The organism is Stenotrophomonas sp. C-A (genome assembly GCF_054030835.1).
The window spans coordinates 755850-768805 of the sequence record NZ_CM132916.1; the positions used below are offsets into that span (position 1 = coordinate 755850).

14 protein-coding genes are annotated in these 12956 nt (G+C 68.3%); 4 read left to right on the forward strand and 10 right to left on the reverse strand.

Annotated features, from left to right (window positions below):
* Nucleotides 1–38: 38 nt before the first annotated feature.
* The 3 genes from ACW5IY_RS03385 to ACW5IY_RS03395 are packed head-to-tail and all read right to left on the reverse strand — an operon-like array spanning nucleotide 39 to nucleotide 2134.
* Nucleotides 39–977 carry a histone deacetylase family protein gene (locus ACW5IY_RS03385; protein WP_019338104.1) on the reverse strand — a complete coding sequence of 313 codons (939 nt, stop codon included), beginning with the start codon at nucleotides 975–977 and terminating at the stop codon, nucleotides 39–41.
* A 9-nt stretch (nucleotides 978–986) separates the two neighbouring features.
* A complete protein-coding gene (locus ACW5IY_RS03390) occupies nucleotides 987–1541 on the reverse strand; it encodes a cob(I)yrinic acid a,c-diamide adenosyltransferase (protein WP_043398096.1) in 555 nt (184 codons plus the stop codon).
* Nucleotides 1542–1549: 8 nt separating this feature from the next.
* Entirely contained in the window at nucleotides 1550–2134 is a 585-nt protein-coding gene (locus ACW5IY_RS03395; RefSeq protein WP_019338105.1) for a hypothetical protein, read from the reverse strand.
* A 106-nt stretch (nucleotides 2135–2240) separates the two neighbouring features.
* Here ACW5IY_RS03395 and ubiH point away from each other — a divergent pair, with 106 nt between their 5' ends.
* Both ubiH and ACW5IY_RS03405 read left to right on the forward strand, forming a co-directional pair.
* Nucleotides 2241–3449 (forward strand): 2-octaprenyl-6-methoxyphenyl hydroxylase, encoded by a 1209-nt coding sequence (gene ubiH / locus ACW5IY_RS03400; RefSeq protein WP_049435570.1) that lies wholly within the window; start codon nucleotides 2241–2243, stop codon nucleotides 3447–3449.
* Nucleotides 3446–4627, forward strand: a complete 1182-nt coding sequence (locus ACW5IY_RS03405; protein WP_049435569.1) for a UbiH/UbiF family hydroxylase — start codon at nucleotides 3446–3448, stop codon at nucleotides 4625–4627. The genes ubiH and ACW5IY_RS03405 overlap by 4 nt, the downstream gene beginning before the upstream one ends.
* A gap of 179 nt (nucleotides 4628–4806) precedes the next feature.
* On the opposite strand, the gene ACW5IY_RS03410 is transcribed toward ACW5IY_RS03405, so the two are convergent.
* The 6 genes from ACW5IY_RS03410 to ACW5IY_RS03435 form a co-directional block, all read right to left on the reverse strand.
* Nucleotides 4807–5202, reverse strand: coding sequence for an EF-hand domain-containing protein (locus ACW5IY_RS03410; RefSeq protein WP_049435566.1), 396 nt, complete (start codon nucleotides 5200–5202; stop codon nucleotides 4807–4809).
* 48 nt (nucleotides 5203–5250) lie between these two features.
* Nucleotides 5251–6318, reverse strand: coding sequence for a 23S rRNA (cytidine(2498)-2'-O)-methyltransferase RlmM (gene rlmM, locus ACW5IY_RS03415; RefSeq protein ID WP_049435565.1), 1068 nt, complete (start codon nucleotides 6316–6318; stop codon nucleotides 5251–5253).
* Nucleotides 6302–6862: a nucleoside deaminase gene (locus ACW5IY_RS03420; protein ID WP_004154307.1), complete on the reverse strand. Its 561-nt coding sequence runs from the start codon at nucleotides 6860–6862 to the stop codon at nucleotides 6302–6304. The genes rlmM and ACW5IY_RS03420 overlap by 17 nt, the downstream gene beginning before the upstream one ends.
* A gap of 97 nt (nucleotides 6863–6959) precedes the next feature.
* A complete protein-coding gene (locus ACW5IY_RS03425; protein WP_049435564.1) occupies nucleotides 6960–7682 on the reverse strand; it encodes a DUF6348 family protein in 723 nt (240 codons plus the stop codon).
* Between the two features lie 50 nt (nucleotides 7683–7732).
* Complete coding sequence (locus ACW5IY_RS03430; RefSeq protein WP_049435562.1) at nucleotides 7733–8386, reverse strand: membrane protein; 654 nt, start codon at nucleotides 8384–8386, stop codon at nucleotides 7733–7735.
* Between the two features lie 43 nt (nucleotides 8387–8429).
* Complete coding sequence (locus tag ACW5IY_RS03435) at nucleotides 8430–10178, reverse strand: glutamine--tRNA ligase/YqeY domain fusion protein (protein ID WP_049435561.1); 1749 nt, start codon at nucleotides 10176–10178, stop codon at nucleotides 8430–8432.
* Nucleotides 10179–10332: 154 nt separating this feature from the next.
* Between ACW5IY_RS03435 and ACW5IY_RS03440 the strand changes: the two genes are divergently transcribed.
* Nucleotides 10333–10596 carry a putative signal transducing protein gene (locus ACW5IY_RS03440; RefSeq protein ID WP_010481810.1) on the forward strand — a complete coding sequence of 88 codons (264 nt, stop codon included), beginning with the start codon at nucleotides 10333–10335 and terminating at the stop codon, nucleotides 10594–10596.
* A 30-nt stretch (nucleotides 10597–10626) separates the two neighbouring features.
* Nucleotides 10627–11292, forward strand: a complete 666-nt coding sequence (msrA, locus tag ACW5IY_RS03445; RefSeq protein WP_049435653.1) for a peptide-methionine (S)-S-oxide reductase MsrA — start codon at nucleotides 10627–10629, stop codon at nucleotides 11290–11292.
* A gap of 699 nt (nucleotides 11293–11991) precedes the next feature.
* Here the strand turns inward: msrA and ACW5IY_RS03450 are convergent.
* Complete coding sequence (locus ACW5IY_RS03450) at nucleotides 11992–12948, reverse strand: transaldolase (protein ID WP_049436470.1); 957 nt, start codon at nucleotides 12946–12948, stop codon at nucleotides 11992–11994.
* Nucleotides 12949–12956 lie beyond the last annotated feature (8 nt).

Consider the following 12956-nt stretch of genomic DNA (forward strand, 5'->3'; position numbering starts at 1 on the left):
AGGGGCAATGAAGGGCGCCGAAGCCTGCCGGTTCGGGTTCATCCGGCGGAGCCACCCGCAGAGGGTGTGATCAGGGCCTGGACATGGGCCACGCTGCATTCGGCCAGGGCCTGCAGGTCGTAGCCTCCCTCCAGCATCGAGACCACCCGGCCGGCCGCGTGACGGCGTGCCAGCGCGTGCAGTTCACGGGTGATCCAGGCGAAATCGTCGGTCTCCAGCATCAGGTCCGCCTGCGGATCACGCAGGTGGGCGTCGAAGCCGGCCGAGATCAGCAGCAGCTGCGGGCGGAAGTCGTCGATGGCCGGCAGCATCTCGTCGGCCCAGACGTTGCGGAAGCGGAAGCCGCCGCTGCCCGGCGGCAGCAGGATGTTCATCAGGTTGCCGGCACCGCGGTCGCGGCGCAGGCCGGAATTGGGAAACAGCCCGGCCTGGTGGGTGCTGTAGTACGAGACCCGGGCATCGTGCTGGAAGATGTCCTGGGTGCCATTGCCGTGGTGCACGTCGAAATCGACCACCGCGATCCGCTCCAGGCCATGGCGGTCGCGGGCATAGGCGGCGGCGATGGCGATGTTGTTCAACAGGCAGAAGCCCATCGCCGTGCTGCTGGTGGCGTGGTGGCCCGGCGGGCGCACCGCGCAGAAGGCCAGCGGGTCCTCACCCAGCATCACCGCATCGACTGCGGCCACACCGGCACCGGCGGCGTGCACGGCGGCGCTGGCCGAGCCGGGCGAGGTCCAGGTGTCCATGTCCAGCTGGCGCAACGGCGCGGTCTGCGGCTGCAGCACGAAGTCGAGCAGGGCGCTGTCGTGGACCCGGGTCAGTTCGCCGAACTTGGCCGGCGGCGCTTCGCGCCAGTCCAGCTGGCCGGGGAAGGCCGCGTGCAGCGCGTCCAGCACATGCTGCAGGCGTTGCGGGCATTCGGGATGGCCGGGACCGGGGTCATGCAGCAGGCAGGACGGGTGGGTATAGACCAGCATCGTGCCGACTCAGCGCTGGCGCTGCTGCGGTTGCCACAGCGCTTCGCCCTGGCCATCGGCGCGGGCCAGCACCCGGGCCAGCACGAACAGCAGGTCCGACAGCCGGTTGAGGTACTGCAGCGCCTCGCTGCGCACGGCTTCGTGGCGGGCCAGGGTGACCGTTTCGCGCTCGGCGCGGCGGACGATGGTGCGGGCCAGATGGCAGCGCGCGGCGGCTTCGCCACCGGCTGGCAGGATGAATTCCTTCAGCATCGGCAGGTCGGCGTTGTAATGGTCCAGCTGCTGTTCCAGGGCCGAAACGTCGGCGGCATGGATCGCGGCGTGGCCGGGGATGCACAGTTCGGCGCCCAGGTCGAACAGCTGGTGCTGCAGATGCACCACCAGCGCGCGCACATCCTCGGGCAGGGGTGCGGCCAGCAGCAGGCCGAGCGCGGCGTTGGCCTCGTCGACGGTGCCGAAGGACGCCACGCGGGCGTCATCCTTGGCCACGCGCTGGCCGTCGCCAAGGCCGGTACTGCCGTCGTCGCCGGTGCGGGTGTAGATGCGCGAGAGGCGATGACCCATGGCGCGGCTCAGTGGCGGATGTCGCGGCGGGCCTGCTGGAGCTTCAACACCTGCTCCACGGCCAGCTGCAGGGCGGCGGCCAGCGCCACATAGATCGCCGTGGTGCGCAGGTAGGGCCCGAACCACTGCGCGTAGTTCTGTGCCCAGCCGGCCAGGGTCGGCTCGGCCACGTTGCGGCTGGACCAGTAGAAGCCGCCCTGTGCCAGCAGGTGGCAGACCGCCACCGAGGCGACCAGCAGCAGTGCGCCCTTGGCCAGTACCGGCCAGCGCGCGCTCTGGTAGTTGCGGCCCAGCAGCATGCCGCCGGCCCACAAAGAGAAGTAGGCCGGCAGCAGCAGCCAGTAGCCCGGCGACACGCAGTAGTGCTGCCAGAAATCCAGGCCGCTGCTGCGGATCACGATCCAGTCGACCAGTACGGCGAACACCATCAGCAGCGGGAACGCCCAGCGCGTCCAGCGGGCCAGGTAGAAGCCACCGATGAAGAAAACGGCCCAGGAGGCATCCGGAATGGCCGCGAAGTGGTTGACCCGGGTCGCCGCCAGCAGCAGTACGAGTACGGACAGGACGAAGGCGCGGTTGGCGGTATCGGACATGGCGGGGGCCCGGAGCGGATTCAGGTTTCATTCTAGCCCGCCGCGCGGGTTGGCGCAGGTACCGCCCGTTCGGCCTGCAGTCGGGACGAGCGCGTATCATGAACACATGAGTGAACGACATGACGTGCTGATCGTCGGTGGTGGCCTGGTCGGTGCCAGCCTGGCCATTGCCCTGGACCGCCTGGGCCGCGACGTGGGCCTGCTCGAGGCCAGCCCGGCCGGCGAGCTGCCGGCGGTGTTCGACCAGCGCAATCTCAGTTTCGCCGCTGCCACCGTCAATGCGCTGACCGCGCTGGGGGTGATGCAGAAGCTGGCGATGGCACCGGGCCCGATCCGGCGCATCCATGTCAGTCGTGCCGGCGATTTCGGCCGTGTGCAGCTCGAAGCGGCCGATTACGACAGGCCGTGGTTCGGCCAGGTGGTGGTCGCGCGCGATTTCGGCCAGGCGCTGGAAGCGCGGCTTCAGGAGCTGCCGCGCCTGCGCCGTTACCGGCCAATGCGGTTCCTGGGGCTGGGCGAGGTGGTCGACGGCTACCGCCAGGTGCGGGTGGCTGACGAGGCGGGTGAACGCGTGCTGCTGGCACGTCTGGTGGTGGGGGCCGATGGCACCACCAGCGGCGTGCGTGGCGCGCTGGGCATCGAGGTCGACCGCCATGATTTCCAGCAGACCCTGTTCGTGGCCCGCGTGCGCAGCCAGCGCACGCCGGACGGCACGGCCTGGGAGCGGTTCACCGATACCGGCCCGACGGCCCTGCTGCCGCGTGGCGATCGTCACTTCGGCACCGTGCATGGCGTAGCGCGCGACCACGCCGATGCGGTGATGGCGCTGGACGATGTGGCCTGGCTGCAACGCCTGCAGAACGCGATCGGCTGGCGTGCCGGCCGCCTGCTCGAATCCGGCCCACGCAGTGCTTATCCGCTCATCCAGGTACTGGCGCGCGCGCTGGCCGGTGAACGCACGGTGCTGCTGGGCAATGCCGCGCAGACCATTCATCCGCTGGGTGCACAGGGCTTCAACCTGGGCCTGCGCGATGCGCTGACCCTGGCCGAGCTGCTGGAGGATGCGCATGAGGATGCCGGCAGCGATGCACTGCTGCAGGCCTATGTCGCGCGCCGCGAGGAAGATCGCCGGCAGACGGTGGCGTTCTCCGGTGGCCTGGCGCGCCTGACCAGCAACCCGGCGCCGCTGATGCGGCCGCTGCGCAGCCTCGGCCTGGTGGCCGCGCAACGCGCGTCGGTGCAGTCGATGCTGGTCGGTGGCGCGATGGGCTTCCGTGGCGACGTGCCACGTCTGTGCCGTGGAGAAGCCGCATGAGCCGGCGCACGCGCCTTGATGTGGCCATCGTCGGTGGAGGCGTGGTCGGTGCCGCGTGTGCGCTGGCGCTGGCCGATGCCGGCCTGTCGGTTGCGCTGGTGGAAGGCCGTGAGCCGGCGCCGTGGCAGGCCGCACAGCCGGACCTGCGCGTGTTCGCCTTCGCTGCTGACAACGTGCAGCTGTTGAACCGCCTGGGCGTGTGGCCGGCGATCGCGCAGGCCCGCGCCTGGCCCTACCGGCGCATGCAGGTGTGGGATGCGGCCGGTGGCGAAGATCTGCTGTTCGACGCCGATCGCTTCGGCCGGCGCGAACTGGGCTACATCGTCGAGAACGGCCTGCTGCAGGACCGCCTGTGGGCGGCGTTGCCGGCGGCGGGCGTGCAGCTGCACTGCCCGGCACGGGTGGAAGCGCTGGAACAGGATGAAGACGGCGTGCGCCTGCGCCTGGATGACGGTCGCCGCCTGGAAGCGGCGTTGGCGGTGGCCGCCGACGGTGCCGAGTCGACCCTGCGCCAGCTGGCCGGGATCGAAGTTGAAAAGCACGACTACCACCAGCGTGGCGTGGTGGCCTATGTCGACAGTGAACTGCCGAACCAGGCCACCGCCTGGCAGCGCTTCCTGCCGAGCGGCCCGCTGGCGTTGCTGCCGGTGGCCGAGCGCCGCAGTTCGATCGTCTGGACCCTGCCTGAAGACGAGGCAGCACGCGTGCTGGCGCTGGACGAAGATGCGTTCAACCGGGAACTGACCCGCGCCTTCGCTGCACGCCTGGGCGAACTGCGGCTGGCCTCGCCGCGTGCGGCGTTCCCGCTGCGCCGTCAGCTGGCCCGTCACTATGTGGCCGGCCGCGTGCTGGCGCTGGGCGATGCCGCACATGTGGTGCATCCGCTGGCCGGGCAGGGCGTGAACCTGGGGCTGCGCGATGTCGCCGCCCTGCAGCAGTGGCTGGCGCCGTCCGCCGAGCGTCGGGGCCAGCCGCGGCTGTCGCCGCAGCGCCTGCAGCGCTGGGCACGCGAACGGCGCAGCGACAACCACATCGCCGCTTACAGCTTCGATGCGATCAACCGCCTGTTCTCCAACGACGAAATGCACCTGACCCTGGCCCGTGGTCGCGCGCTGGGCTGTGTCGGCAAATGGCCGCCGCTGGTGCAGGCGTTCTGGAAGCGCGCCGCTGGGGTGTAAGCGGAATACATGCCGCACGACGCTGCGGGCATCGCTGGCGCGTTACCAACCACGGGACGCCGCTCTGGTAGGTGCCAACCTTGGTTGGCACGCTTCCGGCACCGGTGAACAAAAAAAGGGGACGGAGGGGATTAAGTCGTTTGTGCCACAAACGACTTAATCCCCTCCGTCCCCTTTTTTCAGTCGACCAGCCAACCGGCCAGGTCGGCACGATCCAGCTTGCCGCGACGCTTCACGTCCAATGCATTGAACTCATCGGCCAGTGCCGGATTCGCCTGCGCTTCCTCGCGGCTGATGAAACCATCGCCGTTCACATCCAGCGTGGCGAAGTGGATGCGGTACTGGCCGACCACGCTGCTGGGTTCCAGCGAACGCACGGTCACCTGCGCCTCGCCGGTCGGCTGTGCAATCTCGACGCTGCCGCTGACCCGGCCAGCATCCAGCGGTTGCTGGCGGATCGCGCCGCCGGTGGGGCCCAGCGGCTGGCTCTGCGCAGGGGTGTGCGGCAGCTGCTGGGCCATGGCAGGTGCGGTTGCCAGCAAGGTGATCAGCGTGGCGAGCGAGTGGTATCGCATGGTTCCCTTCCTCGGTAGCGCCGGGCCCATGCCCGGCGGGCATGTTCCTCAGCGCAGCGGCGAGGCCAGTACCGTGATCTCCTCACGGTCGTGATACAGCTGCTTGGCGCGCACCACCAGCGGCTTGCCGGCCTGGTCCTGGAACAGGTCCAGGCACAGCCGGGTTTCGTCCCAGCGCTTCTTCATCGGCAGCTTCAGGTTGAAGATCGCGTGCCGGCACCAGCCTTCGCGGAACCAGGTGGCCATGCGCTCTGCCACGCGCCGCGGCTGCTCGACCATGTCGCAGACCATCCAGTCCAGCGGCTGCTCCGGATGCCAATGGAAGCCATCGGCGCGCAGGTGCTCGACCAGGCCGGTGTCCAGCACGTGCTGGCGCAGCGGACCGTTGTCGATGCTCAGTACGTGCATGTGCTGGCGGGTCAGCACCCAGGTCCAGCCGCCGGGGGCGGCGCCAAGGTCGGCCGCACGCATTCCGGGCCTGGCCAGCGCCTCGCGTTCTTCCGGCGTCAGCAGAGTCAGCAGCGCTTCGTCCAGCTTCAGCGCCGAACGCGAAGGCGCTTCGGGTAGCAGCTTCAGGCGCGGGATGCCCAGCGCCCACGGCGCGCTGTCGGCCGGGTCGGCCACGCAGACGAAGGCGTGGGTGCCGTCCACAAACACCACGTGCAGGCGCGGCAGGCGATTGTTTGGCTTGTCGGTCAGCTTGCCGGCCTTGCGCAGCGCCGGGCGCAGCGCGTTGCCGAAGGCGCGGGCCAGGCCGGACAGCGGCTTACCGGCATCCGAATCCGGGTGTTCCACCCACAGGTCGCCGAAGCGCGGCGCATCGGCCAGCACCTCCAGCATCGGGGTGATGCGGTCGGCCGGGTCCAGCTGCGGCAGCTCGGCCAGTACCACCAGCTTCTGTCGCGCGAAGATCAGCTCGCGCCAGCGCAGGCGCGGTGCCAGTGCCGCAGCTTCGTCGCACATGAAGAGCACGTAGCCATCATTGCGCTGGGTGCGCGCATAACCGGCGAAACCGGCTTCACCGGCGCGGAACTGCAGCTCGCCGGCCAGTTCGGGCTCGAAGCCCTGCCGGCACAGGCACAGCAGGCCGATGCCGGTTTCAGTAACGGGCGCCATCGCTTTCCCCATAGGCGCGCAGCACGCTGCGCGCGGCGTCGCGGTTCAGGCCCTGCACCACTTCGATGCCGCGCTTGTTGAGTTCGCCCACCCAGTCGGCCGGCAGCGGGCCTTCGTCGAACGGGGTCAGTTCCTCGACGTCGGCCGAGTTGGCACCGATCAGCAGGCGGTCGATGCCGGCCCACACGGTGGCGCCATAGCACTGGCAGCACGGCTGCGAACTGGTGGCCAGGGTGACCGGCGACAGCACCGCGTTCAGGCGCGGGGTCTGCAGGCGCTGCTGGGCCAGCATGTAGGCCATGTTCTCGGCGTGCGCCAGCGAGGTCGCGTGCGGCATCACCCGGTTCACGCCGGCGGCGATGACCTTGTCATCCGGGCCGAACACCACGGCGCCGAACGGGCCGCCACTGGCGTGTTCGACGTTCAGCCGCGACAGCTCGATCGCCAGCGCGACCTTGGCCTCATCGCCCGGATATCGACGATCCAGGTCGATCTGGTCGTGGATCCAGGCGGGAAGGGTCAGGTGGACTTGCGCGTACAGCATCGCGGGGGTGCCTCGTGTGGGATGGAAGAAAGTGCGGTTGCTTGGGAAACCGGCGCGCAGTGTAGCCGCACCGGCCTGTATCGGGTGTGGCGGCGGATCAGCCCGGTGAACCGGTGCGGATCACCACGTACTGCTTGCGGAATTCCAGCCCGGCCTGCGGCCAGCTGGCCGCGTAGGCGCGCAGCAGGGGCAGGGCGGCGGCAAAGTCGTGGCCATTGACCCGGCAATCGGCCTCGCACAGGCCATCGGCATCGCGCGAGGCGAACAGGCGGATGGCCAGGAACTGGCGGGCTTTCAGCAGCTCGTCGAAGGCCTCCATGCTGTGGGTGAACAGGCAGCAAGGGCAGGAACCGTGGTCGTCCTCGCTGCAGGTGGAGGCATCCACCTCCTGCGCGCGGTAGTGCGCCAACGGCCCCAGCACCACGGTGCGTTCGAGTTCCTCGCCGTCGTCGCTGGCCGGATAGGTCAGGCCCAGCATCGGCAGGCCCTGTGCTTCTTCGGCGCCGAGCGCGGTCTGCAGGGTCGCCAGGTCCACCCGCACCCAGGTCTGGAAGCCGGACAACAGCGATGCCTGCTCATCGGCACCGTTGGCATGCTGGTACTCGAACAGGCCGTCGGCGAACAGCTGCGGATGCTGGCTTTCGATGACGGTGGAGGTCTGCCAACCGCCGTTGTCGCGCGCATGTGCGGCCATCGCATGCGGGGTCAGGCGCAGGCCGCTGTCGAGCAGCAGCGCGTTGCCGTCGACGTGGCTGGCGACGCCCGCGTCCTGCAGGACCTGCTGCAGCAGCGGGAGGAGGGCGGCGGAGGTCGTGGTCATGTCAGGCCTGTCGGTGGATGGGGTGGAACACCCAGGCAGGGCCTGGAAATCTAACGGTCGAGAGCGTCGAGTTCGGCGCGATATCGCTGCGCGTCGGATTGCTGCTGCGGATCGTTGCCGTGGTCGCGCAGCCAGGTTTCCAGCTCGCGGCGATAGTCCGTGCGGAAATCGGCATTGCCCGGGCTGAAGTGCAGCTTGCGTGCCGCCACCTCCACGCGCTCGCGCGCACTGGCACGGGCCTGGGCGATGCCGTGCGGGGATTCGTTGGTGAGGATGACGAAGTTGCGCGGGAAACCCGGCGTGTACTTCACCACGAATGGCTGGTCGGGCGCCGGGATGCGGATGGCATTCTCCAGCGGCCACAGTGAGGCGGTGTTGGTGTGGAACACCACTTCCACATCGCGGCCTTCGGCAGTGCGCAGTACCGCTTCGTAGCGCCAGATGTACTGCTCGTTCATCGTCGAGCTGGTCCGCTCGGACTTCACGATCACCGCTTCACCACGCTCGCCCACCACGTTGAGGAAGGCGGCGTTGAGAAAGTGGCCGAGGAAGATGTTGAGCATCGCCAGCGGGAACACCACGATGGCGTAGCCCGGAAAGCGCCGCCACCACGAGACCAGCCCGGCCAGCACCATCGCCGAAAAGAACGTCAGCAGCGGATGCTGCGAGATGAACCAGAGCAGGGCGGACAGGGCGGTGATCATGGTCGTGGTCGTGCGGGCGCCTTCCCGGCGCCCGCGCAGGTCCTCAGGCCGACCAGGTGTCGCGCAGGGTCACGCTGCGGTTGAACACCGGCTTGGCCTCGGTGTGGTCGCGGCGATCGGCCACGAAGTAGCCGGTACGCTCGAACTGGAACGACTGCTCCGGCGCGGCGCTGGCCGCGGCCGGCTCGACATAGCCGGTGACGGTGCGGCGCGATTCCGGGTTGAGGTAATCGCGGTAGGTCTTGCCTTCCGATTCGTCGTCCGGGTTCGGCACCGAGAACAGGCGGTCGTACAGGCGGATCTCGGCCGGTACGCCGTGCACGGCGCTGACCCAGTGGATGGTGCCCTTGACCTTGCGGTTGGCGCCTTCCATGCCCGGACGCGATTCCGGATCCAGCCAGCCGCGCAGCTCGGTGATGGTGCCGTCGGCATCCTTGATCACTTCATCGCAGCGGATGATGCCGGCGCCGCGCAGGCGCACTTCGCCACCCGGGACCAGGCGCTTCCAGCCCTTCGGCGGTACTTCGGCGAAGTCCTCGCGGTCGATCCACACTTCGCGTGCGAACGGTACTTCGCGGCTGCCGAAGCTCTCGTCCTTCGGGTGGTTGCTGAAGGTCAGCTGTTCTTCGTGGCCTTCCGGCAGGTTGCTCAGCACCAGCTTGACCGGATCGATCACCGCCATGCGGCGCGGCGCGGCACTGTCCAGGTCTTCGCGCAGCGCGCCTTCCAGCACGCTGAAGTCGATCAGCGAGTTCTGCTTGCTGATGCCCACGCGCTCGGCGAACAGGCGCATCGCGGCCGGGGTGTAGCCACGGCGACGCAGGCCCTGCAGGGTCGGCATGCGCGGGTCTTCCCAACCGTCCACCAGCTGTTCGGTGACCAGCGCCATCAGCTTGCGCTTGCTCATCACCGTGTAGTTGATGTTCAGGCGGGAGAACTCGATCTGGCGCGGCTTGGCTGCTTCGCGCGGCAGGCCGGCATCGACCAGCGGCTGGGTCAGCGCATCGTCATGGGCGAAATCGACGTTGTCCACGCACCAGTCGTACAGTGGGCGGTGGTCTTCGAATTCCAGCGTGCACAACGAGTGGGTGATGCCCTCGATCGAATCACCCAGGGCGTGGGCGAAGTCGTACATCGGGTAGATCGGCCACGCGTTGCCGGTGTTCTGGTGCTCGACGTGCTTGATGCGGTACAGCGCCGGATCGCGCAGGTTGATGTTGCCGCTGGCCATGTCGATCTTGGCGCGCAGGGTACGCGCGCCATCCGGGAATTCACCGGCCCGCATGCGGCGGAACAGGTCGAGGTTTTCCTCGACGCTGCGGTCGCGCCACGGCGACGGGCGGCCCGGCTCGGTCAGGGTGCCGCGGTAAGCGCGCACTTCCTCGGCCGACAGGTCGCAGACATAGGCCTTGCCCTGTTCGATCAGCTTCTCGGCGGCCAGGTAATAAGTCTGGAAGTAGTCCGAGGCGTGGCGCAGCTCGTTCCAGCTGAAGCCCAGCCAGCGCACGTCGTCCTGGATCGCGGCCACGTATTCCGGATCTTCCTTGGCCGGGTTGGTGTCGTCGAAACGCAGGTTGCAGACGCCGCTGAATTCACCGGCGATGCCGAAGTTCAGGCAGATCGACTTGGCGTGGCCGATGTGCAGGTAGCCGTTCGGCTCCGGCGGGAAGCGGGTCTTGATCGCCTGGTGCTTTCCGCTGGCCAGGTCCTCGCGCACGATCTGGCGGATGAAATCGCGCTTTTCGTGGCTGTCGGCGGGGGTCTCGGGGCTGGCGGGGGTGTGCTCGGACATGAGTCGGCGAAAAAGAAAGGCAGAAAGACCAACAGTCTAGCGCGTACGGGGCATGGCTGCCCGGTAGGGCTGGCCGTGGGAATGGTCATGCGCCGTCACCACCACCATTCAGCCCCCGGGCGTATGCTGGAACCCTGTCCCACGGAGCCGCCGCATGCACATCGTGTACAAGGCCGACAACCTGTTCGACGCCCACCTGGTCAAGCACGCGCTGGAAGATGCCGGCATCCCGGCCTTCGTGTTCGGCGAGTCGCTGCTGGGTGGCATGGGTGAGCTGCCGCTGTTCGGCGTGCTGCGGGTGGGCATCCCCGACGCGGCGCGGCCGCAGGCCGAGGACATCGTGGCGGCGCTGGACTTGGGCCACGCGCCGGACGCCCCCATTTCAGATGCAGACGACATAGCCGGACTTCCGGCGTAGGAGCGCATCATGTTGGGAATTGGCGAGGGCATCCTCGGCATCGGCGCCTTCAAGCAGCGCCTGCCGCGCCCGGAAGAGGCGCTGCCGGGGCGTGACCAACCGCTGCCGCTGCACAGCAACCAGCACTTCGTGAACAGCCATCCGCTGAAGGACCGTTTCGCCGGCCTGCAGCAGATCCGTTTCGCGCTGGGCTGCTTCTGGGGCGCCGAGCGCAAGTTCTGGACCGAACCGGGCGTGTACAGCACCTCGGTCGGCTATGCAGGTGGCATCACCCCGAATCCGACCTATGAAGAGGTCTGTTCGGGCCTGACCGGCCATACCGAAGTGGTGCAGGTGGTGTTCGATCCGGCAGTGGTGAGCCTGGAGCGGCTGCTGCAGCTGTTCTGGGAGAGCCACGACCCGACCCAGGGCATGCGCCAGGGCAACGACACCGGCACCCAGTACCGCTCGGCGATCCACGCCACCGACGAGTCGCAGTACGCCGCAGCGCTGGCCAGCCGCGAGGCCTACCAGGCGCAGCTGGATGCGGCCGGTTACGGCCCGATCACCACCGAGATCGTGTACCCGGCGCCGGCGTACTACTACGCCGAGGACTATCACCAGCAGTACCTGGCGAAGAACCCGAATGGCTATTGCGGCATCGGCGGCACCGGCGTGAGCTGCCCGATCGGGCTGGATGTGGAGGCGCCGCGCTGACGCGCGGTGGTCCGCCTGCGGCGGGCAGAAGCCAGAGCCAAAGCCAGAGCCAGAGCCAAAGCCAAAGCCAAAGCCAAAGCCAAAGCCAAAGCCAAAGCCAAAGCGGCTCTGGGTTGCTGATGGTTTGGCGGGACGGGGGCGGCTGGCAGGACACGCCGTAAGCCCATCCTTGGGGGCTCGATGGCGCCTTGCTCGTGTGCGCTGTCCTGCGCACACGGCAAGACCGGGGTTGGGCGTCCTGCCCAACCCGCCCGAGGCATGCCTCGGGCCCATGGCGCCAACGGTCCTGCCAGCCGCCCCCGTCCCACCTTCGACAGTTTCCCGGTGACGGTGGGAAAGAGCATTGGGTTACTGACGAACTGTTGGAAAAGAAAAAGGACGCGGCTTTCGCCGCGTCCTTTTTCTTTTCTGCTTCTGCTTCCTGTAGAGCCGAGCCATGCTCGGCTCCGAGCAAGCGAAGCGCGCGACCCGCTGTTGCTCTTCTTTCTTTCTTCCGTGGCGGGCGGCCACAGGAAACTGTCAGAGGGCGGGCGGGTTGGGTTCGCGGGAGTGTCCGCCGCATGGATGCGGCGGCCAAGCCTCCAGGGATGGATTCACGGCGTCTCCCGCGAACCCAACCCGCCCGACCCAGCACGGCTGTTGCTTCATGCCTTTCGCGACCAACCGACCCGCCACGAGGGGCTCAGCCGTTGGCCGGAATCACAGTGCCGCGCGGATCCGCTCGCGCAGTGCTTCCAGATCCTTGGCAAACGCATCGATACCCGTCGCCAGCTTCTCGGTCGCCATCGGATCGGCCGCCAGATCCGCCGCGAACTTCGCCGCATCGATCGGGGTCACCGCCACGCCGTCGGCGGCACCGGCCACCAGCTTGCGCGGCAGCGCGCCGTGGTCGGCGTCCAGCTTCTCCAGCAGGTCCGGCGAAATCGTCAGGCGGTCGCAGCCGGCCAGCGCTTCGATCTGCGCGGTCGAACGGAACGAGGCGCCCATCACCACCGTCGGCGAACCGCGGCGCTTGAATTCGGCATACACGCCACGCACGAACTTCACGCCCGGGTCTTCGTCGATGCTGGCCGGGGTCTGGCCGTTGGCCACGTACCAGTCCAGGATGCGGCCGACGAACGGCGAGATCAGGAACGCGCCGGCTTCGCTGCAGGCCAGCGCCTGGGTCGGGTTGAAGATCAGGGTCAGGTTGCAGTCGATACCCTCGGCCTGCAGGATGCGCGCGGCTTCCACGCCTTCCCAGGTCGCGGCGATCTTGATCAGGATCTTCTCGCGCGGCACGCCGGCATCGGCGTACATCTGGATGAACTGGCGGGCCTTGGCCACGGTGGCGGCGGTGTCGTAAGCCTGGTCGGCATCCACTTCGGTGGACACGCGGCCCGGCACCAGCGTGCTCAGCAGCGCGCCGACGCCGATGGTCAGGCGGTCGGCCACGGCGTGCACCACGGCTTCGCGGTCGCCATCCTGCTGGCGGCCCCAGGCCAGTTCGCGTTCGATCAGCTCGGCGTAGACCGGCAGGTCCAGCGCCTTCTTCACCAGGGTCGGATTGGTGGTGCAGTCCACCGGCTGCAGGCGCTTGATCGCCTCGTAGTCACCGGTATCGGCAACGACCACGGACAGTTCGCGCAGCTGGGACAGTTTGGACGGGGTACTCATTACGGCTC

What these genes read in the sequence shown, in the direction of transcription:
- ACW5IY_RS03420 (WP_004154307.1), bottom strand. Translation starts at nt 6,862, where the DNA reads ATGCTGTACGCGCAAGTCCACCTGACCCTTCCCGCCTGGATCCACGAC.
- ACW5IY_RS03440 (WP_010481810.1), top strand. Translation starts at nt 10,333, where the DNA reads ATGCACATCGTGTACAAGGCCGACAACCTGTTCGACGCCCACCTGGTC.
- rlmM (WP_049435565.1), bottom strand. Translation starts at nt 6,318, where the DNA reads ATGGCGCCCGTTACTGAAACCGGCATCGGCCTGCTGTGCCTGTGCCGG.
- ACW5IY_RS03430 (WP_049435562.1), bottom strand. Translation starts at nt 8,386, where the DNA reads ATGATCACCGCCCTGTCCGCCCTGCTCTGGTTCATCTCGCAGCATCCG.
- ACW5IY_RS03405 (WP_049435569.1), top strand. Translation starts at nt 3,446, where the DNA reads ATGAGCCGGCGCACGCGCCTTGATGTGGCCATCGTCGGTGGAGGCGTG.
- ACW5IY_RS03450 (WP_049436470.1), bottom strand. Translation starts at nt 12,948, where the DNA reads ATGAGTACCCCGTCCAAACTGTCCCAGCTGCGCGAACTGTCCGTGGTC.
- ACW5IY_RS03385 (WP_019338104.1), bottom strand. Translation starts at nt 977, where the DNA reads ATGCTGGTCTATACCCACCCGTCCTGCCTGCTGCATGACCCCGGTCCC.
- ACW5IY_RS03425 (WP_049435564.1), bottom strand. Translation starts at nt 7,682, where the DNA reads ATGACCACGACCTCCGCCGCCCTCCTCCCGCTGCTGCAGCAGGTCCTG.
- ACW5IY_RS03435 (WP_049435561.1), bottom strand. Translation starts at nt 10,178, where the DNA reads ATGTCCGAGCACACCCCCGCCAGCCCCGAGACCCCCGCCGACAGCCAC.
- ACW5IY_RS03395 (WP_019338105.1), bottom strand. Translation starts at nt 2,134, where the DNA reads ATGTCCGATACCGCCAACCGCGCCTTCGTCCTGTCCGTACTCGTACTG.
- ubiH (WP_049435570.1), top strand. Translation starts at nt 2,241, where the DNA reads ATGAGTGAACGACATGACGTGCTGATCGTCGGTGGTGGCCTGGTCGGT.
- ACW5IY_RS03410 (WP_049435566.1), bottom strand. Translation starts at nt 5,202, where the DNA reads ATGCGATACCACTCGCTCGCCACGCTGATCACCTTGCTGGCAACCGCA.
- ACW5IY_RS03390 (WP_043398096.1), bottom strand. Translation starts at nt 1,541, where the DNA reads ATGGGTCATCGCCTCTCGCGCATCTACACCCGCACCGGCGACGACGGC.